This is a genomic window from Streptomyces sp. NBC_00878, from assembly GCF_026341515.1.
Lineage (GTDB): Bacteria > Actinomycetota > Actinomycetes > Streptomycetales > Streptomycetaceae > Streptomyces.
This window is the reverse complement of record NZ_JAPEOK010000001.1, coordinates 8,864,433-8,889,459: the sequence shown is the minus strand read 5'-3', so window position 1 is coordinate 8,889,459 and position 25,027 is coordinate 8,864,433. Positions and strand designations below refer to the sequence as shown.

Here is a 25,027-nt window from a genome sequence, read left to right as displayed (position 1 = left end):
CATCTCGTGCAGGGGGCCGGAGGTCACCGGCCCTGCGTCAGCGCTTGGTGGTGTCCGTCGGCTCGGTGACCGGGCGCGAGCTGGTCACGTCGCCGGGTGCGGCCTGGATGGTGCGCTGGACCGGGGACTGCTGGTCGTCGTGCGGCGGGGCGGCGGGAGTGGCACTGTCGTCCTTGCCCTCCGTCTTCATCGCCTTGGCCTCGCTCTTGAGGATGCGGGCGGACTTGCCCAGCGAGCGGGCCATGTCCGGAAGCTTCTTCGCGCCGAACAGCAGGATGATGACGACGAGGATGAGAATGATCTCGGGAGCGCCGAGCCTTCCGAACATAAGCTTTTACCTTCTCACCGAGGCGGCGTGGTTGGGTTGCTGCCCGGCCGGTCGGACGTTTGTCCGAGAGCCGTGCTGGCAGCGATCGTAACGCTCAGGGGTAAACGCGGGGCAATCCCTGTGCGTACTCCCAGTTTGCGGCCCGCGCCTCGCTCTCCGGGCCACGACCAGCAGCGTACCTGCCGAATCTGCGAGGTCGACAGGTGAGAGTGACTCAAAGCGTGCGCACAGGAGGGCTCAGAAGGCGTCCGCGGCGCGGGCCGCACCGGCGGTGGCGTGCTCCAGGTCCTCGGCCGCGCGATTGATCCTGCGTGCGGACTCGGTGACCTGCCTGCCCAGCCGTTCCGCCTCCAGGAAGACGCGGACGGCGAGTACGCCGAGGACGGCGATTCCCAGGAAACCCACAGCGATCGCGAACATCGGCCAGAACATGGCTCGACCCTAAGCCCCCTGAACCGTCGCGTGCAGCCGCAGGGCCCGCACCCCTCCGCCGGTGAGGAGTTCGACGATGCGCTCCCCGGCCGGCTTGCGCACCCCCGCACCGCACTCGGGGCAGGTGAAGGAGTAGAAAGTGGTCCGATGTGTGGCGCCGATGACCAGGCGCAGGGCGTTCGCGGAGAGTTCGAAGCCGGCCCGGCAGTCGGGGCACGCGGCCTTGAACACCACGGGGTCGACCCTCGTCATCCCAGAAAATGCGGATGCTACGGACATTTCACTGATACCAGACATCGCCGACCCGCTCAAAGCCCTTGCTCCTGCCTGCCGTACAGCCCGTCATGAACTCCGTGCGGCCCGTCGTCCGGGCGCTGCGCTCCCTCGCCGCGGTCGAGTACTCCGTCACCACGGCCGAGTACTCCGTCACCGCCGCCGAGCGCTCCCTCACCACCGTGGAGCCGTGCTCCCTCACCGCCGTCGGCCGGAGCGGCGGGGCCGCCTTCGCGAGACGGCGCACCGGGAGCGCCCTGCGGCCGGTCCCCGCCGTCGTGGGCTCCCCGCGGTCCGTCGTACGCCGCGAGTGCCTCACGGGCCGCCTGCCGGGCGCTGTCCGCGACCTCCGGCGGCGAGACGATCCGGCCGTCCCGGCCGAGCCGCAGCGCGAGGCGGCGCAGCGACGCCGGGTCGGGGGCGCGCAGGGTGATGCGCAGACCGCCGTCCGGGAGCTCCTCGGCGCTGTCGTGCGGGTAGTACTCGGCGACCCAGCGCCCGCCGGGGCTGACCTCCACGACCACCTCTGGATCCTCGGCGGCCGGCTGCACCAGCCCTTCGGAGAGGTCCCGCAGCTCGACCTCGGGCGGCGCGGACGGCTCGTCGAGGATCTTGATCTCGGCGACCCGGTCCAGCCGGAAGGTGCGCCGCGCCTCGGAGCGGCGGCACCACGCCTCCACGTACGTGTGCCCGACGCTGACCAGGCGGATCGGGTCGATCTCCCGCTCGGTGAGCTCGTCCCGCGAGGGCGAGTAGTAGCGGATCCAGAGCCTGCGCCGCTCGGAGATCGCCCGGTCGACATCGGCGAAGACGCCGCCCTCGGATTCGAAGGTGACCGACAGCCGGGCGCTGGCTCCCGCGGCCTCGCCCGAGGCGGCCTCCACCTTCGCGGTGGCGCGCAGCAGCGCCTGCCGGTCGCCCTCACGCAGTCCGGGCAGCGTCGACACGGCCCGTGCGGCCACCAGCAGCGCGGTCGCCTCGTCGGCGGCGATCCGCAGCGGCTCGGCGACGTCGTCCGGGTTGTGCCACCAGATGCGGTCGCCGTCGGTGTCGATGTCGAGCAGATCGCCCCCGCGGAAACTGGTCCCGCACAGCGGCAGCACGTCGAGGTCGGAGATCAGCTCGTCCTCGGTGATCCCGAAGGCCCGCGCGACGTCCTCGATCCGCGCGCCGGGGCGCTCGCGCAGATAGGTCACGAGGGAGAGCATCCGCCGGGTCTGGTCGATCGCGTTTCCCGGCCTGGCCGGTTTTCCTGCCACTTTCTTACGTTCCCCCTCAGCCCTTGGCCACGGCGCGCAGCCGGTCGACGACGTCGGACCGCAGCTCGGCCGGTTCCAGGACGACCACGTCGGGCCCGAACTCGACGAGCCAGGCGTCCAGACCGTGCCCGTACGGAATCTCCAACTCGTCCCACCCGCCACCGAGTTCCCGTACGGAGGCGGCCTTGGCGCGCAGCGGGTAGCCCGAGCCCGACCGCAGCCGGATCAGCGCGGAGCGGTCGGCGATGTCTCCCGCCCAGCTCGCGACGGTCTCCCGCACGGTGACGACGTCGGGCACCTGGGCCGTGTACTTCCCGGCGCGCGTACGGACCTTGCCGGTGATCCTGGACAGCCGGAAGACCCGCTCGGCGCCCCGGTCGCGGTCCCAGCCGGCCAGGTACCAGTGGCCGCGCCAGCACTCCAGGGCCCAGGGCTCGACATGGCGGGGCTCGGGCCGGGCCGCGGTCGCCTTGCGGTAGTCGAAGGCGACGGGCCGCCGGTCGCGGCAGGCGAGCATCAAAGGCTCGAACGCGGCCTCGTGCACGGGGATCCGCGGTTCCAGTGCGCCATGCGCCTCGTACGGATCGACGTCCTCGGGGAGGCCCGCGGCGCGCAGTTTCTGCAGGGCCCCGCTCGCCGCGCCCGCGAGGCGGGCCTGCTGCCAGACCTTGGCGGCGAGGCCGAGGGCCGCGGCCTCCTCGGCGTCGAGGGTGATGGGAGGCAGCCGGTTGCTGTCGCGGCGGGCCAGATAGCCGACTTCGCCGTCGAGGTTCTCCACCGTCTCGATGACCAGGCCGAGTTCGCGCAGATCATCCTTGTCGCGCTCGAACATCCGGTTGAAGGAGTCGTCCGAACTGGCTTCCAGATAGGCCTCGATGGACTCGCGGAGTTCGCGCTTGCTGAGCGGCCGCCGCGTCCCGAGCAGACACAGCGCCAGGTTCATCAGCCGCTCTGCCTTGGCAATGGCCATCGATGCCCTTCCCTATGGTGCTTCCGACCGATGACCGTACCGCCCCGGGGTCCCGTGGCAAAAGCCGAGGGCCCATGCCCGCACAGGCATGGGCCCCAAGTGATCGGGTCCGGTCGAACCACGATCACACGGCATACGAAGATCGGACCGTGGGTCTGCTCCGGCCGGTCACCGCAGGTCTCCCCCACACGGTCACCGCGGGCTCCCCCGGACGCCCTCCGGGGAGACTCAGACCCCGACCAGGTCGCAGACGAAGATCAGCGTCTCGCCGGGCGCGATCCGGCCGCCACCGGCGCCACGCTCGCCGTAGGCGAGGTGCGAGGGGATGGTCAGCTGACGGCGGCCGCCGACCTTCATGCCCTGTACGCCCTGGTCCCAGCCGGCGATGACCTGGCCGGCACCCAGCTGGAACTTGAGCGGCGTACCGCGGTTCCAGGAGGCATCGAACTCCTCGCCGGAGGAGAAGGCCACGCCGACGTAGTGGACGGAGACGGTGTCGCCCGCCTTGGCCACCGGGCCGTCGCCCTCCCAGATGTCCTTGATCTCGAGGTCCGCCGGGGGCTCGCCGCCCGGGAAGTCGATCTCGGGCTTGTCGATGCTCACGTTTCTGGCTCCTGCTTGTTTGCGGCACATGTTTGCGACGCCTCTGTGTGACAAGGCAACGCGGACAGTCTTACATCCCCGAAGGGGTTACATCTTCGCGATGATGTCGACGGAGAAGACCAGCACCGAGTCCTTCTTGATGGAGCTGCCCTGCGGCGGGTTGTCTCCGTAGCCCAGCGCCGGCGGAACGACGATGAGGACCCGGCTGCCGACCTTCTTGCCGGTCAGGCCCTGCGCCCAGCCCTTGACGACCTGCGCCAGCGGGAACGAGGTGAGCTGTCCGCGGCTGTACGAGGAGTCGAACTCCTTGCCGTCCGCCCACAGCACGCCCTTGTACTGCACGAGGAGGCTGTCGTCCTTGCCGACCACGTCCCCGTCACCCTCAAGGATGTAGTTCGCGACGAGCTTCGTCGGCGCGGTCTTCTTCGGCACGTCGATGGAGGGGGCCTTGCCGTCGGTGTTGGTACCGACCTTCGGCAGGTCGGTGTTGTCCTGCGCGACGGACGTGCCCTTCGCGGAGCTCTTGCCGTTGAACGTCTTCTGGATGTCGACCACGAAGACCAGCGTGTCGGTGCCCTTGATACCCGCCTGCGAGTTGCCCGACGTGCCGTAGCCCCAGGTCGGGGGGACCGCCATCTCGACACGGCTGCCGGTCTTCTTGCCCGCGAGGGCATAGCGCCAGCCGTCGATGATCTGGCCCTGGGCGAGCTGGATGATGAGCGGCGTCTTGCGGTCGTAGGAGTTGTCGAAGACCTCCCCCGAGGACCAGATCTGGCCCAGGTAGTGGGCCTGGACGAAGTCGTTCTCCGCGACCGTCTGGCCGGTGCCCACGATGACCGTCTCGACCGCGAGGTCCTTCGAGGGGTCACCGCTGCCCTTGGCGACGGTGGGCTTCTCACCGAACTTCTCACCGGCGGTGATGGCCGGCAGCGGTCCGTCGACGATCTTCGGCGGCGGGGGCGCCGAGCCCGAGGGCGAGGCCGAAGGGGACGGGCTGTCGCTGGACTGTGCCTCGTCCGACTTGTCGTCGTCACCGCATCCGGCGAGAGTGACCAGTCCAGCGGGGACGGCAAGAAGAAGTGAGCGTCGGCGCACGGTGGGGGCCTCGTATCGGTCGATCTTGGTTGATGGCGTGCGCGCAACTCTACGACGTGAGAGGGCGCCGTACGGAAAACGTACGGCGCCCCGCGTTGCGTTCCGGAATCTCTCCGGACGCGTCCTGGCTCACATTCCGGCGATGAGCTTCTCCACCCGGTCGTCGACGGAACGGAACGGGTCCTTGCACAACACTGTGCGCTGTGCCTGGTCGTTGAGCTTCAGGTGGACCCAGTCGACGGTGAAGTCGCGGCGCTGTTCCTGAGCGCGCCGGATGAAGTCGCCGCGCAGCCGGGCCCGAGTGGTCTGCGGCGGTACGGACTTGCCCTCGAAGATCTTCAAGTCGTTGCAGATCCGGGCGGCTTGGCCCCGCTTCTCCAGCAGGTAGTAGAGACCCCGGCGACGGTGGATGTCGTGGTAGGCGAGGTCTATCTGGGCGACACGCGGGTTCGACATGGTCATGTTGTGCTTGGCGCGGTACCGCTCGATGAGCTTGTACTTCATCACCCAGTCGATTTCGGTACCGATCCGGTCGAGGTCCTCGGCCTCGATCGAGTCGAGCGTGCGGCCCCACAGCTCCAGAACCTGGTCGACGACGCCGGTACGGATACCGCGGCGCTCGACGAAGTCCACGGCCTTCTCGTAGTACTCGCGCTGTACGTCAAGAGCCGAGGCCTCGCGGCCGCTGGCCAGGCGCACCTTGCGGCGGCCCGTGATGTCGTGGCTGACCTCGCGGATGGCCCGGATCGGGTTCTCCAGGGTCAGGTCGCGCATCACCGTGCCCGCCTCGATCATGCGCAGCACCAGGTCGGTGGCGCCGACCTTGAGGAGCATGGTCGTCTCGGACATGTTCGAGTCGCCGACGATGACGTGCAGCCGGCGGTAGCGCTCCGCGTCCGCGTGCGGTTCGTCGCGGGTGTTGATGATCGGCCGGGAGCGGGTCGTCGCCGAGGAGACGCCCTCCCAGATGTGCTCGGCCCGCTGGCTCACGCAGTACACAGCACCGCGCGGGGTCTGCAGCACCTTGCCGGCACCGCAGAGAAGCTGCCTCGTGACGAGGAAGGGAATGAGGATGTCCGCGAGTCGGGAGAACTCCCCGTGACGGGCCACCAGATAGTTCTCGTGGCAGCCGTAGGAGTTGCCCGCCGAGTCGGTGTTGTTCTTGAAGAGGTAGACGTCGCCCGCGATTCCTTCCTCGTGCAGGCGTCGTTCGGCATCTACCAGGAGTCCTTCCAGAATGCGCTCGCCGGCCTTGTCGTGGGTGACCAGTTCCGTCACGTTGTCACATTCCGGTGTCGCGTATTCCGGATGTGATCCCACGTCGAGATAGAGGCGGGCGCCGTTTCGCAGAAAGACATTGCTGCTGCGGCCCCATGACACGACACGGCGGAAGAGGTACCGCGCCACCTCGTCGGGAGACAGGCGACGCTGTCCCCTGAACGTACACGTGACGCCGTACTCGTTCTCCAGCCCGAAAATGCGGCGGTCCATGACTGAACATTACGCCTGATGGCCTGTGCTGAAACGGGGTTCGGGGGCACCGTTTCGATCATTTTCCGAACCACCCTCAACCACCGTGCCGCCGCCCGTAGCTGCGAGGACCCGCCCCGTGGCCAGCAGAACCAGCAGGGCGACACCCCCCGCGACACCCGATACGGCGAAGCCCCGGACGGCTCCGCCCCACTCGACGACCGGTCCCGCGAGGCCCGTCCCGACGGACGCTCCCACGGTGAACGTCGTCACAAGCCAGGAGAAAGCCTCGGTGACCGTGCCCCTCGGCGCGTGCCGGTCGACGAGGATGAACGCGCAGGCGATACAGGGTGCGAGGAAGACCCCGGCGAGGGCCATCAGCGCCGTCATGGCGACCGCGTCCGGCATGAGCATCAGCGGCAGATAGCAGACCGCGAGGAGGGCGACGAGCACGCGCAGCCGCCGCTCCGGCGCGCCGCCCCACTGCCGTGCCCCGTAGACCGTGCCGCCGACGAGCGCGCCGAGCCCGATGGCCGCCATCAGCCAGCCGTACGTCGAGTCGCCGCCGTGGTCGTCCGCGTACGACACGCTCGCGACCGTGATGGCGCCGAGCGCCAGACCGACGAAAAGGAACGCGCCGAGCAGGGCGATGAGTCCGGGCGAGCGCAGCGCGCCGAGCCAGTGCGCCTCGCGCGGCGCCGAACGCCACGCGCGCGAGGGCCGCGAGACGACCACGGAGAGAGCCCCCAGCACGCCGATGACGTTCAGGATGATCAGCGCGGCCTCCGCGGACCACAGGGCCACGCACAGCGTCACGAGCAGCGGCCCGACGGTGAACATGACTTCCTGCGCCACGGCGTCCATCGCGTACGCCGTGTGCACCTGGTCCTCCTTACGGAGGACAGAGGGCCACAGCGCCCGCAGACCGCCCTCCAGGGGCGGCGTGAAGAGTCCGGCAACGGCTATGAGGGCGTACGCGAGCGGGAGCGTCCCGGTGCCGGTGAGGGCGAACACGGTCATGGCGAGGGCGGAGACGAGCGCGCTGGGCAGCTGCACCCGCGGCTGCCCGTAGAGGTCCACCAGGCGGCCGAGCAGCGGCTGCCCCACGGCATTGGCCACTCCGTAGACCCCGGCGAGCGCTCCGGCGAGGCTGTAGCTGCCGCCCTCCGCACGGATGAACAGCACGATGGCGATCGCGGAGGTCGCGTTCGGCAGTCGGCCCACCAGGGTGCCGACAAGCAGCCGCACCGCGTGTTTCGCCCGCAGAATCTCCAGATAGCCGATGGCCATGGCCCGCCCCTTTCGGCTCCAGAATGCCCGAGTCGTCCCACTCGCGCCGCCGGAAGCGCTCGAAGTGTTACGTATAACTTCGCTGGTCATACGTACCATGTGCGCTGTCCGCGAGTCCAGCAGAAAGACAGGTCGACGGTGGCAGCAGGCAGCCCCCGCCCCACGAGCCGTGACGTCGCCCAGGCCGCGGGAGTGTCCCAGGCGGCCGTCTCGCTGGTGCTCGGCGACAAATGGCGCGGGCGGGTCTCCGAGCCGACGGCGGAGCGCGTACGGGAGGCCGCGCGGGAACTCGGCTACCGGCCGAACCTGGCGGCCCGCAACCTGCGACTGGGCACCACGCGTACGGTCCTGCTGGTGGTCCCCGCCCTGACGACCGAGTTCTTCGCCGGCGTCTACACCGGCGCGGCCCGGATTGCGGCCGAGCACGGCTTCGGAGTGGTGCTCTACCCCTCCCCCGAGGGCATCGGCCCGGCCCGGGACCCGTTCGCCTCCGCACAGGCCGCCCTGGACGGCGTCATCGCCTCCTCCATGGCCGCCGACGCCCTCACGGCGATCCGGGGCGACCAGCTGCCCCTGGTGATGCTCGACAGCGATCCGACGGGCAGCACCGGCGCGGCGACCGTCAACCTCGACATCCGCGACGGCGTACGGCAGGTCGCGGAGCACCTGCTCGGTCTGGGACACCGCCGTTTCCTGCACCTGGCGGCGGACATCCCGTCCTGGACCTTCGAAGTACGCGCCCGCGAGCTCGCCGAGCGCCTGTCGGCAGTCCCCGGCACAGAACTCCGCACGGCCCCCGCCCCGATCTCCATCGAGGGCGCCCTGGCCGCCGCCGAGGCCGCCCTGGCCGCCCCGGGCCCCCGCCCCACGGCCCTGGTCTGCGACGACGACAAACTGGCCGCAGGCGCCTACAAGGCGGCCCGCCGCCTGGGCCTGCGCATCCCCGGCGACCTCTCCGTCACCGGCCTCGACGACCTGGCCCTTGCCACGGCCCTGGACCCCGAACTGACGACAGTCCGCCTGGACGCCGACCTCTTCGGCGAACGCGGCATGAAAGCCCTCCTGGCGGTCCTGGACAACCGCGCCCCCACCGAGGGCGACATCCCAGTACACCTGGTAGTCCGAGGCTCCACGGCCCCACCAGGCGCCCCCTAGGGGGCGCGGGGAACGGCGCGCTCAGCCCAGAACGACCCGCATCCTGCCCACCGGCGGACGCTCTCCAGGCGCGCGGGGCTGTGACATTTGCGGCTCCGCCGCGGGCCGCGACCAGCCCCGACAACCCGCACAGGACACACCCGGCCCGGGCCCCACGACCAAGGGGCGCGGGGAACGGCGCGCTCAACCCCCACGACCCGCACTCGGCATACCGCCCCGCAGCCCCAGAACGCCGTGTGCCCCCGGCCTGCAACAGGCCGGGGGCACACAAAGCTCTACCAGGTCGAGGAGGTCACTCCTCGTCCTCCGGGTCCTCCGCCTCCGCTGCGGTGGACGCCCCACCCTCCTCCAACAGCCGACCGAGCTGTCGGCCGACAATCCGCTTGAACTTCCGCGCCTGCGGCCGCGTCCGGTCCAGCACAGCGACCTCCAGCCGCTCCGCGGGAATCTCCCGCTCACTGCCGTTCGTATCGCGCGACAGCGCCTGAACGGCCAGCTTGAGCGCCTCGGCGAGCGACATCCCGTCCTGGTGCCGCTGGTCGAGGTAGGTGCTGATCTGCTCGGCGTTGCCGCCGACGGCGACCGAGCCGTGCTCGTCCACGATCGACCCGTCGTGCGGAAGGCGGTAGATCTGGTCGCCCTCGGGGGTCTCCCCCACCTCGGCGACGACGAGCTCCACCTCGTACGGCTTCTCGGCCGCGGACGAGAAGATCGTGCCGAGCGTCTGGGCGTAGACGTTGGCGAGACCGCGGGCGGTCACGTCGTCGCGGTCGTAGGTGTAGCCCCGGAGGTCGGCGTATCGGACGCCGCCGATCCGGAGGTTCTCGTATTCGTTGTATTTGCCTGCGGCAGCGAAACCGATCCGGTCATAGATCTCGCTGAACTTGTGCAGCGCACGGGACGGGTTCTCGCCGACGAACACGATGCCGTCGGCGAACTGCAGCACGACGAGGCTGCGACCACGGGCGATGCCCTTGCGGGCGTATTCCGCCCGGTCGGCCATGGCCTGCTGGGGTGAGACATAGAACGGCGTCGACACCGGCTATCCGTCCCTTTCTGTGGAAGTCACTCGATCACCTTGGCAAGAGGGCCGCTGTCAGAGCAGCGCGGCCCGCGGGCCGTCGGGCTGCTCCAGGCGCCGCTCCAGGATCGAGCGGGCGATCTCGGAGGACTCGTCGTCGGTGAGGCGGCGGAATCCGTCTTCGGTGATCACGGTGACGATCGGGTAGATCCGGCGGGCGACATCGGGACCACCGGTCGCCGAGTCGTCGTCTGCCGCGTCGTACAACGCCTGCACGACGAGCGTCGTGGCCTGCTGTTCGTCCAGGTCGTTGCTGTACAGCTTCTTCATGGCGCCGCGGGCGAAGATCGAGCCGGAGCCCGTGGCCGCGAAGCCGTGCTCCTCGGAACGGCCGCCCGTCACGTCGTACGAGAAGATGCGGCCCTTCCCGCGGTCCACGTCGTACCCCGCGAAGAGCGGGACCACGGCCAGGCCCTGCATGGCCATGGCGAGGTTGGACCGGATCATCGTGGACAGGCGGTTCGCCTTGCCCTCCAGGGAGAGCGTGTCGCCCTCCACCTTCTCGAAGTGCTCCAGCTCCAGCTGGAACAGCTTCACCATCTCCACGGCCAGACCCGCCGTACCGGCGATGCCCACCGCCGAGTACTCGTCGGCCGGGAAGACCTTCTCGATGTCGCGCTGGGCGATCATGTTGCCCATGGTGGCTCGCCGGTCACCGGCGAGAACGACACCACCGGGGAACGTGACAGCCACGATCGTGGTCCCGTGCGGCGCCTCGATGACGCCCTTCATGGGCGGCAGCTGCCGGTTGCCCGGCAGAATGTCCGGCTGGTGCTCGGACAGGAAGTCCATGAAGGACGACGACCCAGGCGTCAGGAAGGCAGCTGGTAGACGCCCGGTGCTACGAGTGTTGGCTTCCACGAGGATCCTTCCAAGTAGGCGGCAGCCCGACGAACTGCGTCGGGATCATCTCCCAACTTGCCGATGGCCGAATTGCAGTTGAAGCACAGTACGCCACGGACCCTACCCGTCAGGTGGCAGTGATCCACATGAACGGCCGGAGCTTTCAGGCAGATCACGCAGAGGCCCATCTGGGAGGCGACCATCTCGTCACGCTCGGCTTCGGTGATGCCGTACTGGCGCTTGAGGTGACCTGCACGCCCCTTGGCCGCTCTGCACGCCTTGCAACTGGTCGAAAGGCCGTCGGAGGCTGTGGCGTTGCGATGCCACTCTCCATGCGGCTTGCTCTCTCCGCAGCTTCGGCAGAACTTGTGCCCCGGAAGCACACTCACCTTGGGCCGCACATTCTTGCCCTTGGCCAACTGCCGAGCTTGGTGGTATGCAGCCCAGCACTCTCGGCAATAGGCCTGCAGCCCGTCACGGGCCGCCTTATTGCTGGCGAAGGCTGCCCGCGGCTTGGATGTCTTGCACCGCGAGCAGCACTTCACACTTCCTCCACTCTCCAACCCAAATACCCCCCGCAGCCTTCGATTCGAAGGCTACTCGCCACCCTTCTGAACGAAACTTCGAACGAAGTCCTCCGCATTCTCCTCGAGGACATCATCGATCTCATCCAGAACCGAGTCGACGTCGTCGCTCAGCTTCTCCTGGCGCTCCTTGAGGTCTTCGGATGCCTGCGCCTCGGGCGCCTCCTCGACCTCCTCGGTGTTGCGTGTGGCCTTCTGCTGTCCGCCGCCGGTGTCCTTGGTCGCCATAACCCTCACCCCGCTCGGTTCGACGTTCTTGATCAGACCCTACAAGCAGGGTCCGACATCGGCCCCGCAGTTGCTACAACGTCCGGGGGCCACCTCGATGATTCCCGGACGGCGCCTTTTCCACCCTGCCGGGCGGGATCGGCCAGGTGGCCGTTTCAGTTGCCCGACAGCACCCTGACCAGGTCTTCCGCCGTACGACAGCGGTCGAGGAGCTCCTTTACGTGATTACGCGTTCCGCGAAGCGGCTCGAGGGTTGGGACCCGCTGGAGCGAGTCCCGGCCCGGCAGATCGAAGATCACCGAGTCCCAGGAGGCCGCCGCGACGTCGTCCGCGTACTGCTCCAGGCAGCGCCCGCGGAAGTACGCGCGCGTGTCCTCCGGCGGCTTCGTCTCGGCCCGCTCCACGCCCGTCTCGTCCAGCAGGCGCTTCATCCTGCCACGGGCCACGAGACGGTTGTAGAGGCCCTTCTCCGGACGCACGTCGGCGTACTGGAGGTCGACCAGGTGCAGCCTGGCGGCGTCCCAGTCGAGGCTGTCACGGCGCCGGTAGCCCTCCATGAGCTCCCGCTTGGCCACCCAGTCCAGTTCGCCCGCCAGGCTCATGGGATCGCTCTCCAGGCGCCCCAGGACGTCCTCCCAACGGGTGAGCACGTCCTTGGTCTGCTCGTCCGCGTCCGCGCCGAACCGCTCCTCGACGTACTTGCGCGCCAGCTCGAAGTACTCCATCTGCAGCTGGACCGCGGTGAGTGTCCGGCCGCTGCGGAGCGTGATCAGGCGCTTGAGGGTCGGGTCGTGGGAGACCTGGTGCAGGGTGCGTACGGGCTGGTCCACGGCGAGGTCCACGGCGATGAAGCCGTCCTCGATCATCGACAGGACAAGGGCGGTCGTGCCGAGCTTGAGATAGGTCGAGATCTCCGAGAGGTTGGCGTCGCCGATGATCACGTGCAGGCGGCGGTACTTCTCGGCGTCCGCGTGCGGCTCGTCACGCGTGTTGATGATCGGGCGCTTCAGCGTGGTTTCGAGGCCCACCTCGACCTCGAAGTAGTCGGCTCGCTGGCTGAGCTGGAAGCCGTGCTCGTGCCCGTCCTGGCCGATACCGACGCGGCCCGCTCCGGTGACGACCTGACGTGAGACGAAGAACGGCGTGAGGTGGCGCACGATGTCCGAGAAGGGGGTCTCCCGCTTCATCAGGTAGTTCTCGTGCGTGCCGTACGAGGCGCCCTTGTTGTCCGTGTTGTTCTTGTAGAGGTGGATCGGCTGGGCGCCGGGCAGCTGGGCCGCGCGCTCGGCGGCCTCCGCCATGATGCGTTCGCCGGCCTTGTCCCACAGGACGGCGTCCATCGGATTGGTCACCTCCGGAGAGCTGTACTCCGGGTGTGCGTGGTCCACGTACAGTCGCGCCCCGTTGGTGAGGATGACATTGGCGAGGCCGATGTCCTCGTCGGTGAGCTGACTGGAGTCGGCGGCCTCGCGGGCGAGGTCGAAGCCCCGCGCGTCCCGCAGCGGGTTCTCCTCCTCGAAGTCCCAGCGGGCCCGCCGGGCCCGGTGCATCGCCGCCGCGTAGGCGTTGACGATCTGGGACGAGGTGAGCATGGCATTGGCGTTGGGGTGGCCGGGGACGGAGATCCCGTACTCCGTCTCGATGCCCATTACTCGCCGTACGGTCATGCGGCCCTCCTTGCCCGGCGGCGTCCTCGGTCGGGGACGCCGCTCAAGTACCGCTGGCGCTCCGGTGCGTGTGCGGTGCCCGTCCCCGCACTGCGCGACTCGGCGGTACCGAAGAGCCTAGAGCGCCTTTGCGCTGGTGGGGAGATCATTTGCGTCATTGCTCACTCCAGCTGTGCCCTGAAAAACAGTCGGCTGCGGGTACCCCGTGAGGGCACCCGCAGCCACCCTGTCTTTTACAGGTACTGACCGGTGTTCGCCACCGTGTCGATGGAGCGTCCGGTGTCTGCGCCCTGCTTTCCGGTGATGAGCGTCCGGATGTAAACGATCCGTTCGCCCTTCTTTCCGGAGATACGGGCCCAGTCGTCCGGGTTAGTGGTGTTCGGCAGGTCCTCGTTCTCCTTGAACTCGTCCACGCAGGCCTGGAGCAGGTGGGAGACCCGCAGACCCTTCTGGTTGTGCTCGAGGAAGTCCTTGATCGCCATCTTCTTGGCGCGGCCGACGATGTTCTCGATCATGGCGCCGGAGTTGAAGTCCTTGAAGTACAGGACTTCCTTGTCGCCGTTGGCGTACGTGACCTCGAGGAAGCGGTTTTCCTCGGACTCGGTGTACATGTGCTCGACGGCGGTCTGGATCATGCTCTGGACCGTGGTGGTCTTGCTGCCACCGTGCTCGCCGACGTCGTCGGAGTGCAGCGGGAGCCGCTCGGTGAGGTACTTCCCGAAGATGTCCTTCGCCGCCTCGGCGTCTGGACGCTCGATCTTGATCTTCACGTCGAGACGGCCGGGGCGCAGGATCGCGGGGTCGATCATGTCCTCGCGGTTCGAGGCGCCGATCACCACCACGTTCTGCAGGCCCTCCACGCCGTCGATCTCGGCGAGCAGCTGCGGGACGATGGTGTTCTCCACGTCCGAGCTGACGCCCGATCCACGGGTGCGGAAGAGGGACTCCATCTCGTCGAAGAAGACGATGACGGGGGTGCCCTCGCTGGCCTTCTCACGAGCCCGCTGGAAGACGAGGCGGATCTGCCGCTCGGTCTCACCGACGTACTTGTTGAGGAGCTCGGGGCCCTTGATGTTGAGGAAGAAGCTCTTGCCCTGGGCCTGTCCGGTCACCTCGGCGACCTTCTTGGCCAGCGAGTTGGCGACGGCCTTGGCGATGAGCGTCTTGCCGCATCCGGGAGGCCCGTACAGCAGGACACCCTTGGGCGGCCGCAGTTCGTGCTCCTTGAACAGGTCCGGGTAGAGGTACGGGAGCTCGACCGCGTCGCGGATCATCTCGATCTGGCCGCCCAGACCGCCGATCTGCTCGTAGCCGATGTCCGGGACCTCTTCGAGGACGAGTTCCTCGACCTCGCTCTTGGGCACGACCTCGTAGACGTACCCCGAGCGGGGTTCGAGCAGCAGGGCGTCGCCGGGGCGGATGTTGATGTCCAGCAGCGGCTCGGCGAGCCGCACCACCCGCTCCTCGTCGGTGTGCCCCTGTACGAGGGCGCGCTCGCCGTCCTCCAGGATCTCCTTGAGGGTGACGATGTCGCCGACGCTCTCGTACTCCATGGCCTCGACCACGTTGAGAGCTTCGTTGAGCATCAGTTCCTGGCCGCGCCGGAGCTCTTCGAGCTCGACGCTGGGGCTGACGTTCACCCGGAGCTTGCGGCCCCCGGTGAAGATGTCGGCCGTGCCGTCCTCGTTCGCCGTAAGAAAGACACCGAAGCCGGCCGGCGGCTGTGCGAGCCGGTCGACCTCCTCCTTGAGTGCCACGATCTGGTCGCGGGCCTCTCGGAGGGTGTTGGCGAGCCGCTCGTTCTGCGCGGACACGCCGGCCAGGTTTGTCTGCAGCTCGACGATCCGCTCTTCGAGAATCCTCGTGTGTCGCGGAGAGTCGGCGAGCTTGCGTCGCAGGACGGCGATCTCCTGCTCAAGGTAGGCAATCTGCCCGGACGGGTCGTCGGACCCTCGTCCCGGGCGGATGCCGCGGTTCATGTCGTCGTCGTGGGCTGCCACGGTCCTCACCTCCTCCAAGGGGAGCTGGACGCTTCCAGACCCTACCTGGGTGGGTGTCGATTGAAACCCCTAGATCACAAAGACGGTCGAGGTGTGTCCGATCTTCACCCTTGCGCTCTCCCTCACGCCAGGGGAATACCCACACAACGTGGTTGGGAAGCCGACGGAGGTAGGGTCGAAGTGTTCAACACCCGTCAGAGCTGGCCTGATTCCCCAGCCTTCGGACCACTCGGCACAGGAAACGGCAGGAGAAATGACCGTGCAGCAGGAGGCCGGAGTCGACGGCGAGGCGCTTGAGGTCTGGATCGACCAGGATCTCTGTACGGGCGACGGCATCTGCGTCCAGTACGCCCCCGAGGTCTTCGAGCTGGACATCGACGGCCTGGCCTACGTGAAGAGCTCCGGGGACGAACTTCTGCAGGCCCCGGGCGCCACAACGCCCGTACCCCTGACGCTTCTGCGGGATGTGGCCGACTCCGCCAAGGAGTGTCCGGGCGACTGCATCCATGTGCGTCGGGTTTCGGACAGCGTCGAGGTCTACGGCCCCGACGCGGAGTGACCTGGCGGCCACCCCGCGTAATAATCTGTCCGATTTCCGACGTCTGTCTTTCTTCTCACACGCTGTGCGCCCCGGACGGGGTCGAGCGGACGAACGCGCCGTTCTTCCACTGCCACTTGGCGCGGTCGGTCACGTCCGGGCAGCAACTCGGTACGTCGCGCGACGAGTAGCCGAGGAGGGTCACGGTGATCGTGGCGTCGCGGACGGTGAAGTCCGTGACGCTCAGACGTTCCTTCGGGTCGACCAGGGTGGCGACGACTCGGGCCCTCGGGTCGTCCTCGGCCCGCGTGAGGACGTAGACACCGCTGGGCGGGGTGCCGGAGCCGGCCTCGCAGCGGACCACGGCGACCGTTTCGGGCCGGCCGTCGCCGTCGAGGTCGCCGGAGGCACGTTTCTGGACGACGGCCTTGGTGGGGCCGCACTCGATCGGGAAGTCGACGCCGGCCGGGTCGGGGGCCGCCACGGCGGCCGGAGCCGTCTTTCCCTCGGAGCCGTGCTGGGCGGCGGTGGCCCGGTCGGGTTGCAGGAAGCCGGAGACCGCGACCACCCCGGCGAGGGCGGTTGCCGTGGCCAGCCAGTGGATCGGGCGGGTGTGCGTGTGTGCCAGTTCCGGGACGGCGGATTGCTGCACTAGGAAGTGTCTCCTGTGAGGGCTGTGCCGGTGGGGTGGCCAGCATGGTGCCACACGTCACATCGCGAGGGAACGGTGGGGTCCCTGGTTCTGGTGAACTGACGGTGGAGACCCTGGTTCTGGTGAACTGTCAGGCGAACAGACAAGGGAAAAAACGTCGTGGCCGAGTTCCCTAGGTGCTTCCGGGAACTCGGCCACGACGCTTGAGCGTTGTACGCGGCACAGGGCCGCCACGGCGGCCGGCGCCTGAGCCGGTCAGCGGCCGACGCCTCCGTCGGCGTTCGGACCCGCGTAGTCGTCGCCGTACGCGCCCTTGGCGGGGCGGCGGCGGCGCATGGGCGGCTCGACGCCGTCGGCAAGGCGGCGGGCGGTGAGCAGGAAGCCGGTGTGCCCGATCATCCGGTGGTCGGGGCGGACGGCCAGGCCCTCGATGTGCCAGTTGCGGATCATCGACTCCCAGGCGGTCGGCTCGTTGAAGCAGCCGATCTCGCGGATGGACTCGACGGTCCGCGCGAGCTGGGTGGTGGTCGCCACGTAGCAGCAGAGGATGCCGCCGGGAACGAGCGCCTTGGAGACGGCCTCCAGGCACTCCCAGGGGGCGAGCATGTCGAGGATGACGCGGTCGACCTCGGTGTCGCTGAGGTTGTCCTGGAGGTCGCCGACGGTGAGCTGCCAGGCGGGGTGCGGGCCGCCGAAGTAGCGCTCCACGTTCTGCTGGGCGATCTCGGCGAAGTCCGCGCGGCGCTCGTACGAGTGCAGCATGCCCTGGTCGCCGATGGCGCGCAGCAGGAAACTGCTGAGCGAGCCGGAGCCCACGCCGGCTTCCACGACGCGTGCGCCGGGGAAGATGTCGGCGAAGGACAGGATCTGTCCCGCGTCCTTGGGGTAGACCACGGCGGCGCCGCGGGGCATGGACAGGACATAGTCGGGGAGCAGGGGGCGCAACGCCAGATAGGCGACGTTCCCCGTGGTGCGGACCACGCTGCCCTCGGGAGCGCCGATCAGTTCGTCGTGCGGGAAGGAACCCTTGTGGGTGTGGAAGTTCTTCCCCGCTTCGAGCGTGAACGTGTAGTGGCGGCCCTTGGGGTCGGTCAGCTGAACCTGGTCCCCGACCTTGAAGGGCCCGCGTCGGCGGGCGGCACCGGTCGGTTCGGACATGTGAACAGCCTACCGGTCCCACCGGGGCCCGCCGACCACCAGGAGGGCCCCGCCATCGCCTTCAGGAGGGCCTGGCCATCGCCTTCACGAAGGCGCGTTCCACGTCCGCCGCCGAGAGGACTCCATAGATCTCGCCGGACTCCTCCACCACCAGGTACTCGGTCGCGGGGGTCGCTCGGAGGGTGTCGAGGAGGTCCTCGCCGGCCAGTTCGGCGGAGACCCGCATGCCGTCCGTCAGGTCCTGGGCGAGGCCGCTGACGACGACCCAGGGGCGGCGGTGTTCCGGTACGCCGACGATGGCGGCCTCGCGGACGAGCGAGAGGGGTTCGCCCTCGGCGTCGACCACGACCAGGGCGCGGGCGCCCGCGTCGTTGGCGCGGCGCAGCGCTTCGGAGAGCGGGGTGTCGGTCTCCACGGGCACCGCGCGGCGGGTGAGGGCACGGGCCCTCAGCTCGGGCAGGTGTTCGCGCAGGCGGGCCATGCGGAGGCTGTTCCCGGCGCCGGTCCAGATGATCGCGGCCAGGATCGCGGCGAGCAGGGCGTCCATGACGGTGTCCATGCCGCCGATGTCCTCGGCGTCGGTGCCGAGCGCCCCGGACTGGGTGAGCAGGGGCAGTCCGACGAGCACGGAGATCGCGAGGGCGCGGCCGACCCAGGCTGCGGCGATCGTGCCGCTCATCGGCTTGCCGGTGATCTTCCAGACGACGGCCCGGAGCATCCGGCCGCCGTCTAGGGGCAGGCCTGGGAGCAGGTTGAACGCGGCGACGATGAGGTTCGAGATCATCAGGCCGGCCAGCAGGACGCCGGGGACGGTGCCCGGTTCGACGATCTGCAGGGGGAGGTAGAAGAGGCCGGCGAGTACCAGCGAGAGCAGTGGGCCGACGAAGGCGAGGACGAACTCGCGGCCGGGAGTCTCGGATTCCTTCTCGATCTCCGAGACGCCGCCGAAGAACTGCAGCTGGATGCGACGTACCGGCAGTCCGAAGCGCAGGGCGGCGACGGTGTGGGCCAGTTCGTGGACGAGTACGGAGGCGTAGAAGGCGACCGCGAAGAAGAGGGAGACGAGGTAGCGGGCCATGCCGAGTTCGGGCAGGACGCGGTCGAGCTGGCCGCCGAAGACCCAGGTGATGAGTGCGGCGACGAGGAACCAGCTGGGCGCCACGTACACGGGGACGCCGAACGGGCGCCCCATGAGCAGACCGCCGCCCGGTTCCTTGCCGCGCCTGGCAGCGGAGCCCTTCTTGCGCCTGGAGGAGCGTCCCGGGGGCGGGGTGTGTGCCTCGGAGCGGTGGGAGTCGTGGGGCTGCCGGGGCGCGTGGTCGTCGGACCGAGGGTCGGGGGTGGTCGGCGGGGTGGGAGCCTTCCGCAGGTCGGCCGGAGGCGAGTCAGCCCGTTCGTCTCGGGACTGACCGTCTGCCGAAGTCCCAGCGGTTCCTGGAGTACTAGCGGTTCCCGGGGTGCTCGGGGTTCCCGAGGTTTCCTCGTTTTCCGGGCTCCTGACCGGGTGCCCGGCTCCCGTGCCGGCCTCCGGCTCGGGTTTCTCCGGGGTGGCGGCGTCGTGCGGCTCCTCGTCGGAGTGCGGCCGGGCCGTCGAGGTGGCCGGATCGCCGGGGCGCGGCTGACCCGTGCGGTGCTCGTCCGCCTCGTCCGTGCCGGATCGCGGCTGCCCGCTCCCGCCGCTCTCGTCCACGATGTCCCCTCGTTCGACGCGTCTCCCGCTCGCGATCATGCACGGCGAGAGGTCCTGTGGTCGATGGTATGCGGCCGTCGCGTCGCGTTCGGCCCCGGCACCCCCTCTGTTTCCCGTGCCGTGGCGCGCGGCGCGCAGGTCACCGTGTGTCGCACTGTCAGTGGCGGGCCGTAAGGTCTGTCGTCATGGAATCCAGCACCGACGGTGTCCCGCAGGCGGGCCCTCAAGGCGAGCCGACGGGCACCTCGGCCGAGCCCGTGGACGTGGCGCCCCGGGGTCCGGCCGACGCTGCGGCCGACCGGGCCGGTGCCTCGGTGCCACAGCCCGCCGACGCACCGGCGGAGCCGCCGGGCACCGACGTCGGGTCGGCGGATGCCGTGACCTCGACGCCCGTCGGCCCAGCGGCCCGGCCGACCGGGGCCGTGGCGCCGCAGTCGGTAGGCCCGGCCGCCGAGCCCGCGAACTTAGTGGCCGCGAAGGCCGTAGGTACGGAGGACGAGCCCGAGGGAGTCGTGGCGGCGCGCCCTGTGGGCCCGGGAGCCAAGACGGCGGGCACCGGGACCCGGCCCACCGAAGCCGGGGCGACTCGGTCCGCCAGCACGGCAGCCGGGCCGGCGGACACGAACGGCGAACCCACCCACACCGTGAAGGCTTCACCCACCGACACCGCAGCCGCACTGGCGGGCTCGGGCGGCGAGTCCGCCGATGCCAGGGCAGCTCAGTCCGCCCGCACGGCAGCCGGGCCGGCGGACGCGGACAGCGAGTCCGCCCGAGCAGCGGAGGGCCCGGCCGGTGGCGCCCCCGGCCGGTCGGCCGATGCCGTGGGGTCGCGGGCGGGCGCCCCCGCGGGCGAGGTCGCAGGCATCGCCGCCCAAGCCGACGCCCTCACGGCGGTCGCTCGCGTCGTGGTTCCCGCGGCCCCCGTCTCGTTGTCGCCCTCGCGTGCCGGGGACTTTATGCAGTGTCCGTTGCTGTACCGCTTCCGGGTGATCGACAAGTTGCCCGAGAAGCCGAGTGAGGCGGCTACGCGGGGCACGTTGGTGCACGCGGTGCTGGAGCGGCTCTTCGACGCGCCGGCCGCCGAGCGGACCGCGCCGCGCGCGAAGTCGCTGATCCCCGGGCAGTGGGACCGGCTGCGCCAGGCCAAGCCGGAGCTTGCCGAGCTGTTCGCGGACTCCGACGAGAAGGCGGCGGGCGAGCGGCTGGCGCGCTGGCTCACCGAGGCGGAGCAGCTGGTCGAGCGCTGGTTCACCCTGGAGGACCCGACCCGTCTCGAACCGGCCGAGCGTGAGCTGTTCGTGGAGGCCCAGCTCGACTCGGGCCTGAAGCTGCGCGGCATCATCGACCGAGTGGACGTGGCACCGACCGGCGAGGTGCGGATCGTCGACTACAAGACGGGCAAGGCCCCGCGCCCCCAGTATGCGGAGGGCGCCCTGTTCCAGATGAAGTTCTACGCACTCGTGGTCTGGCGGCTGAAGCAGGTCGTCCCGCGCCGCCTCCAGCTCGTCTACCTGGGCAGCGGCGACGTCCTCACGTACGACCCGGTGCCCGCCGACCTGGAGCGCGTCGAGCGCAAGCTGCACTCGCTGTGGGACGCGATCCGGCTCGCCACCGAGACCGGTGACTGGCGACCGCGGCCCACCAAGCTCTGCGGCTGGTGCGACCACCAGTCCGTGTGTCCGGAATTCGGCGGCACTCCCCCGCCGTATCCGCTGCCGGTACGCCTGGCGGAGCCGGAGCCCGAGTAGGAGCCGGAGTAGGAGTCGGCGTCGGGCTCTGCCGAGAGTCAGGGGGCGGCTCCGGGGGCGCGAAGTCGTCCCCGTGAGGGCGCCCGAGTCCGGCGGTGCCGAGCAGGGCAGAATGGGGCCGGACTAACGAAGGAGACTTACGTGGCCATCCGCGTCCTATTGGTCGACGACCAGCCCCTGCTGCGTACCGGCTTCCGGATGATCCTGGAGGCCGAGCAGGACATCGCGGTCGTCGGCGAGGCCGGCGACGGTCTCCAGGCACTCGATCAGGTACGGGCCCTGCAGCCCGATGTGGTTCTGATGGACATCCGCATGCCGCGGATGGACGGGGTCGAGGCGACCCGGCAGATCACCGGCCCCGGCCGGGACGGTCCGGCGAAGGTGCTGGTCCTGACGACCTTCGATCTCGACGAGTACGTCGTGGAGGCGCTGCGCGCCGGCGCAAGCGGCTTCCTCCTCAAGGACGCCCCCGCCAACGAACTGGTGCAGGCGATCCGTGTGGTGGCCTCCGGTGAGGCCATGCTCGCGCCCAGCATCACCCGTCGGCTCCTCGACAAGTACGCGAGTCATCTGCCCTCGGGCGACGAGCCGGTGCCCGACTCCCTCCACACGCTCACCGAGCGCGAGGTCGAGGTGCTGAAGCTGGTGGCCCGCGGGCTGTCGAACGCGGAGATCGCCGCCGATCTGTTCGTCAGCGAGACGACGGTCAAGACCCACGTGGGCCACGTCCTCACCAAGCTGGGGCTGCGCGACCGCGTACAGGCCGCGGTGTACGCGTACGAGAGCGGTCTGGTGCGCCCCGGCGCGCAGTGAGTGCCACCGCACCGGGCCTCTGAGGGCATCTCAAGACCAAGACCAAGACCAAGACCTCGCACCGAACGTCTTGAGGACCTCTCGAGACCTCTGACAGAAACGGCCGCCCCCTTTGTGAGGGGGCGGCCGTTCTGCGTGTCCATTCCGAACGAGGTCGGACGATGTCAGCTGCTGACTCCGCGGCCGAGCTCCCACAGCTGGAGCGTCGCGGACGAGTTGAGCGCGTACTCGGCGCCGGTGATGTCGTCCTGTGCGGCGATGTACTGCTTGCCCTGCCACAGCGGCAGCACCGGGACGTCGTCGGCGACGATGCTCTGGATCTCCTCGATGCTCTTCGAGGCGCTGAGCCGGTCGGCCTCGCGGCGGGAGTCGGGGATCAGCTTGGTGCGGATCTCGGGGTTCGCGTACGGCGAGCCGATCGTGTTGTCCTTGTCGAGGAACGGCGCGAGGTAGTTGTCGGCGTCGGGGAAGTCCGGGAACCAGCCCATGCCGTAGACCTCGTACTCGCCCTTCTGCTCGTTCGGGCGGAACGTCGCCCAGTTCTCGCCCTTGATCTTCACCTTGAACAGGCCGCTGTCGTTCAGCTGCTTCTGGAGCAGCTCGAACTCCTCCTTGGTGGCCGGGCCGTAGTGGTCGTCCGTGTAGTGCAGCGTCAGCTCCACCGGTGTGGGGATGCTCGCCGCGGACAGCAGGTCCCTGGCCTTGGGGATGCTCGGGACGCCGTACTTGTTGAAGAACGAGTTGGCGTGGCCGGTGACGGTGGCCGGGACCATGGAGTACAGCGGGTCGGCGCCGGAGCCGTACACCTGCGAGGTGAGTTCGCCGCGGTTGATGACCTGGGCCATCGCCTGACGGACCGCCTTCGTCTTCACCGACGGGTCGTTGGTGTTGAAGCCGAGGTAGCGGATCTCCAGACCGGGCTGCTCGATCAGGTCGATGTCGGTGCCCTTGTCGTTCTGGAGCTTCTTGATCTGCGCGGGCGACATGGTGCGGGTCATCATGTCGATGTCGCCCTTGTCGAGCGCGGTGCCCATGGCGTCGGTGCTCTGGAAGGAACGCAGCTCGACCTTGTCGTTCTTCAGCTCCGAAGTCCCCTGGTAGTTGGGGTTCTTGGTGAAGACGGCCTTGACGATCTCGTCGTTCTTGGCCTCGGCCTTGAGGGTGTACGGCCCGGAGCCGCTCACGTCGAAGCCGTCCCGCAGCTTGTTCTTGTCGTAGTCGTCGGGGTTGACGATGCCCGCGACCGGCGTGGACAGCTTGAAGGGGAAGGTGGCGTCCGCGCTATTGAGGTGGAAGATCACCTCTCGGTCGCCCTTGGTCTCGACGGTGTCGACGGTGGACAGCAGCGCGAAGACCCCACTGTCGGCCTTGATCCGCAGGGCGCGGTCGATGGAGAACTTCACGTCCTCGGCGGTGATCGCGTCGCCGTTCGAGAACTTGAGGTCCTTGCGCAGGGTGCACGCGTACCGCTCGTTGCCCGAGTCGGTGAAGCCGCACTCCTCGGCTGCCTCGGGCGCCGGGTCGCCACCGCCGTTGGGCATGACCAACAGCGTCTGGACGGTCTGGCGGAGGATGTTCCAGGTGCCGACGTCGTACGCGGAGGCCGGGTCGAGCGGCGCCGGGTTCTCCTTCGAGGCGGTGAACCGGTCGGTAGTGCCGACGACGATGGCGTCGCCGCCGTTGTCGCCGCTGTCGGAACCGCCGCACGCGGCGAGGACCGGGGCGAGCAGACCGATCACGGCCGGCAGCACCAAAGTCTTACGGTTCATGCTCGAAGTTCTCCAGAGCTGTCGATCCCGCGAACCCGGGGGGCCGGGGGTGTGGCGGACGGGCCACGGGGTTATGTCGATGTTCTCGATGAGATTAGTCCGCACCAGCAGGACCGTTCACAGGGACTGGAGTTGAGTTCCCATCACGCTGCGAAGCCGGGTGTGGACGCACCGAAAAACCGACAGCGGAAGGATTGGTGCAGCGTTCCACGAATCGTGACACAAGGACGCACCACCCCTCCCCGAAAGGGGGTTCGAGACACACCCGAGGCACCCTGTCGACACCCCGTGAAGTGGCAAACGTCACAGCCTCAACCGAGTTGGGAGGCGCCGGAATTCGACCGTCCGGGACGCGTGGGAGAGGACCGAATTACTCCGGTGTCGTGACCATGGAGTTTTGCGGTATCCAATCGTGCACCCTGGGTGAAGGATTAGCGCTTTTCCGTCATCAGGCCTCGTAGAAAAGACAGGTCGACCTGTTCGAGGGACGGAACAACGGTGCGTCGGGCCGCCGGAGTAATGGGCGCCACGGACGGTACGGCGACCACGTGGCAGCCCGCGGCCTCGGCCGCGGCGACACCCGTCGCGGTGTCCTCGATGACCGCGCATCTCGCCGGATTCGCGCCGAGTCCCGCAGCCGCCAGCAGATACGGGTCGGGGAACGGCTTGGTGCGCTCGACCTCGTCGCCCGCGATCGTCAGGGCGAAATTCCGGGGGCCCAGCGAGGTCACGACGCGGTCGATGATGCGCCGGTGGGAGGCGGAGACCAGGGCTGTGGGGACCTGGTGCGCGGCCAACTCGGCGAGGAGCCTCGCGGCGCCCGGCATCAGCGGCAGAACGCGGCTGATGCGGTCCTCGAACCCGTCGTTCAGCAGCACCGTGAGCTCGGCGAGGGTGATGTCCGCGCCGGTGGCCTCGATGAGGAAGCCAGCGCTGCGGGTCATCGGGCCGCCGACCACCACATGGCGCCAGGAGTCGTCGAGGGCGTGGCCGAGCCGGGCGAACACCTCCACCTCGGCGTCCCACCAGAAGCCCTCCGTGTCCACCAGGGTGCCGTCCATGTCGAGGAGCACGGCCTGGAGGGCGGAGCCCTCGGCCGTATGGGTACCGAGTGCGGGGACCGTGCTGGTCATATAGGCGCACCTCCGTGAGGGACGAGAAGGCCGGCTCCCTCCAGGGGAACCGGCCTGCACTGGACCGACCAGTGTACGTCGCTGTCGGACGAAGTGCCTCCTGTAACGGGGGCCGCGGCACGTCGGCGGCCGCGGGCCCGTTGTGGTTGCTCGCGCCCACGGTGGGGGTCCCCCCGCTCATGGGGGTCCCCCCGCTCGAGCGGAGCCGAGAGTGAGGGAGAAGCCGAGAGTGGGGGAGGCCGCGAATT

General features: G+C 69.0%; 24 protein-coding genes. 4 read left to right on the top strand and 20 right to left on the bottom strand.

What is annotated here, in order from left to right:
- Positions 1–37: 37 nt before the first annotated feature.
- The 9 genes from tatA to OHA11_RS38535 form a co-directional block, all read right to left on the bottom strand.
- Entirely contained in the window at positions 38–328 is a 291-nt protein-coding gene (gene tatA, locus OHA11_RS38575; RefSeq protein ID WP_266504375.1) for a Sec-independent protein translocase subunit TatA, read from the bottom strand.
- Positions 329–565: 237 nt separating this feature from the next.
- Complete coding sequence (locus OHA11_RS38570; protein ID WP_266504374.1) at positions 566–760, bottom strand: hypothetical protein; 195 nt, start codon at positions 758–760, stop codon at positions 566–568.
- A gap of 9 nt (positions 761–769) precedes the next feature.
- Positions 770–1,057 carry a hypothetical protein gene (locus tag OHA11_RS38565; RefSeq protein ID WP_266504372.1) on the bottom strand — a complete coding sequence of 96 codons (288 nt, stop codon included), beginning with the start codon at positions 1,055–1,057 and terminating at the stop codon, positions 770–772.
- 11 nt (positions 1,058–1,068) lie between these two features.
- Positions 1,069–2,292: a YafY family protein gene (locus OHA11_RS38560; RefSeq protein WP_266504369.1), complete on the bottom strand. Its 1,224-nt coding sequence runs from the start codon at positions 2,290–2,292 to the stop codon at positions 1,069–1,071.
- A 16-nt stretch (positions 2,293–2,308) separates the two neighbouring features.
- Entirely contained in the window at positions 2,309–3,262 is a 954-nt protein-coding gene (locus OHA11_RS38555) for a YafY family protein (RefSeq protein ID WP_266504367.1), read from the bottom strand.
- Between the two features lie 228 nt (positions 3,263–3,490).
- Positions 3,491–3,865, bottom strand: a complete 375-nt coding sequence (locus tag OHA11_RS38550; RefSeq protein WP_266504365.1) for an FKBP-type peptidyl-prolyl cis-trans isomerase — start codon at positions 3,863–3,865, stop codon at positions 3,491–3,493.
- An 87-nt stretch (positions 3,866–3,952) separates the two neighbouring features.
- On the bottom strand, positions 3,953–4,960 hold the full coding sequence (locus tag OHA11_RS38545; RefSeq protein ID WP_266504362.1) for an FKBP-type peptidyl-prolyl cis-trans isomerase: 1,008 nt from the start codon (positions 4,958–4,960) through the stop codon (positions 3,953–3,955).
- Between the two features lie 129 nt (positions 4,961–5,089).
- Positions 5,090–6,451: a Pup--protein ligase gene (pafA, locus tag OHA11_RS38540; RefSeq protein ID WP_266504360.1), complete on the bottom strand. Its 1,362-nt coding sequence runs from the start codon at positions 6,449–6,451 to the stop codon at positions 5,090–5,092.
- Between the two features lie 9 nt (positions 6,452–6,460).
- Positions 6,461–7,720 (bottom strand): MFS transporter, encoded by a 1,260-nt coding sequence (locus OHA11_RS38535; protein ID WP_266504358.1) that lies wholly within the window; start codon positions 7,718–7,720, stop codon positions 6,461–6,463.
- A gap of 138 nt (positions 7,721–7,858) precedes the next feature.
- On the opposite strand from OHA11_RS38535, the gene OHA11_RS38530 reads away from it, so the two are divergent.
- Positions 7,859–8,875, top strand: a complete 1,017-nt coding sequence (locus OHA11_RS38530; RefSeq protein ID WP_266504356.1) for a LacI family DNA-binding transcriptional regulator — start codon at positions 7,859–7,861, stop codon at positions 8,873–8,875.
- A 292-nt stretch (positions 8,876–9,167) separates the two neighbouring features.
- Here OHA11_RS38530 and prcA read toward each other — a convergent pair whose 3' ends face one another.
- The 6 genes from prcA to arc form a co-directional block, all read right to left on the bottom strand.
- Positions 9,168–9,914 carry a proteasome subunit alpha gene (prcA, locus tag OHA11_RS38525; protein WP_266504355.1) on the bottom strand — a complete coding sequence of 249 codons (747 nt, stop codon included), beginning with the start codon at positions 9,912–9,914 and terminating at the stop codon, positions 9,168–9,170.
- A gap of 57 nt (positions 9,915–9,971) precedes the next feature.
- Positions 9,972–10,817 carry a proteasome subunit beta gene (gene prcB / locus OHA11_RS38520; protein WP_266504354.1) on the bottom strand — a complete coding sequence of 282 codons (846 nt, stop codon included), beginning with the start codon at positions 10,815–10,817 and terminating at the stop codon, positions 9,972–9,974.
- Complete coding sequence (locus tag OHA11_RS38515) at positions 10,769–11,344, bottom strand: endonuclease VII domain-containing protein (RefSeq protein ID WP_266504352.1); 576 nt, start codon at positions 11,342–11,344, stop codon at positions 10,769–10,771. The genes prcB and OHA11_RS38515 overlap by 49 nt, the downstream gene beginning before the upstream one ends.
- Positions 11,345–11,395: 51 nt before the next feature.
- Positions 11,396–11,611 carry a ubiquitin-like protein Pup gene (locus tag OHA11_RS38510; RefSeq protein ID WP_030932625.1) on the bottom strand — a complete coding sequence of 72 codons (216 nt, stop codon included), beginning with the start codon at positions 11,609–11,611 and terminating at the stop codon, positions 11,396–11,398.
- 155 nt (positions 11,612–11,766) lie between these two features.
- Positions 11,767–13,278 carry a depupylase/deamidase Dop gene (gene dop, locus OHA11_RS38505; protein WP_353962962.1) on the bottom strand — a complete coding sequence of 504 codons (1,512 nt, stop codon included), beginning with the start codon at positions 13,276–13,278 and terminating at the stop codon, positions 11,767–11,769.
- A gap of 233 nt (positions 13,279–13,511) precedes the next feature.
- Complete coding sequence (arc, locus tag OHA11_RS38500) at positions 13,512–15,278, bottom strand: proteasome ATPase (RefSeq protein WP_266504346.1); 1,767 nt, start codon at positions 15,276–15,278, stop codon at positions 13,512–13,514.
- A 253-nt stretch (positions 15,279–15,531) separates the two neighbouring features.
- Between arc and OHA11_RS38495 the strand changes: the two genes are divergently transcribed.
- Complete coding sequence (locus OHA11_RS38495) at positions 15,532–15,837, top strand: ferredoxin (RefSeq protein ID WP_266504345.1); 306 nt, start codon at positions 15,532–15,534, stop codon at positions 15,835–15,837.
- Between the two features lie 55 nt (positions 15,838–15,892).
- On the opposite strand, the gene OHA11_RS38490 is transcribed toward OHA11_RS38495, so the two are convergent.
- From OHA11_RS38490 to OHA11_RS38480, 3 genes are all read right to left on the bottom strand, one after another.
- Positions 15,893–16,468, bottom strand: coding sequence for a hypothetical protein (locus tag OHA11_RS38490; protein ID WP_266504343.1), 576 nt, complete (start codon positions 16,466–16,468; stop codon positions 15,893–15,895).
- 255 nt (positions 16,469–16,723) lie between these two features.
- Complete coding sequence (locus OHA11_RS38485) at positions 16,724–17,626, bottom strand: tRNA (adenine-N1)-methyltransferase (protein WP_266504341.1); 903 nt, start codon at positions 17,624–17,626, stop codon at positions 16,724–16,726.
- Between the two features lie 61 nt (positions 17,627–17,687).
- Positions 17,688–19,316, bottom strand: a complete 1,629-nt coding sequence (locus tag OHA11_RS38480) for a site-2 protease family protein (RefSeq protein ID WP_266504338.1) — start codon at positions 19,314–19,316, stop codon at positions 17,688–17,690.
- Between the two features lie 863 nt (positions 19,317–20,179).
- Between OHA11_RS38480 and OHA11_RS38475 the strand changes: the two genes are divergently transcribed.
- Together OHA11_RS38475 and OHA11_RS38470 are read left to right on the top strand one after the other, a co-directional pair.
- Complete coding sequence (locus OHA11_RS38475) at positions 20,180–21,064, top strand: RecB family exonuclease (protein ID WP_266507747.1); 885 nt, start codon at positions 20,180–20,182, stop codon at positions 21,062–21,064.
- Positions 21,065–21,205: 141 nt separating this feature from the next.
- The gene (locus tag OHA11_RS38470; protein WP_266504335.1) at positions 21,206–21,877 is read left to right on the top strand and encodes a response regulator transcription factor; all 672 of its coding nucleotides are present in this window, start codon (positions 21,206–21,208) and stop codon (positions 21,875–21,877) included.
- Between the two features lie 164 nt (positions 21,878–22,041).
- On the opposite strand, the gene OHA11_RS38465 is transcribed toward OHA11_RS38470, so the two are convergent.
- Together OHA11_RS38465 and OHA11_RS38460 are read right to left on the bottom strand one after the other, a co-directional pair.
- Positions 22,042–23,646: an ABC transporter substrate-binding protein gene (locus OHA11_RS38465; RefSeq protein WP_266504334.1), complete on the bottom strand. Its 1,605-nt coding sequence runs from the start codon at positions 23,644–23,646 to the stop codon at positions 22,042–22,044.
- Positions 23,647–24,077: 431 nt separating this feature from the next.
- The gene (locus OHA11_RS38460; RefSeq protein ID WP_266504333.1) at positions 24,078–24,779 is read right to left on the bottom strand and encodes an HAD family phosphatase; all 702 of its coding nucleotides are present in this window, start codon (positions 24,777–24,779) and stop codon (positions 24,078–24,080) included.
- Positions 24,780–25,027 lie beyond the last annotated feature (248 nt).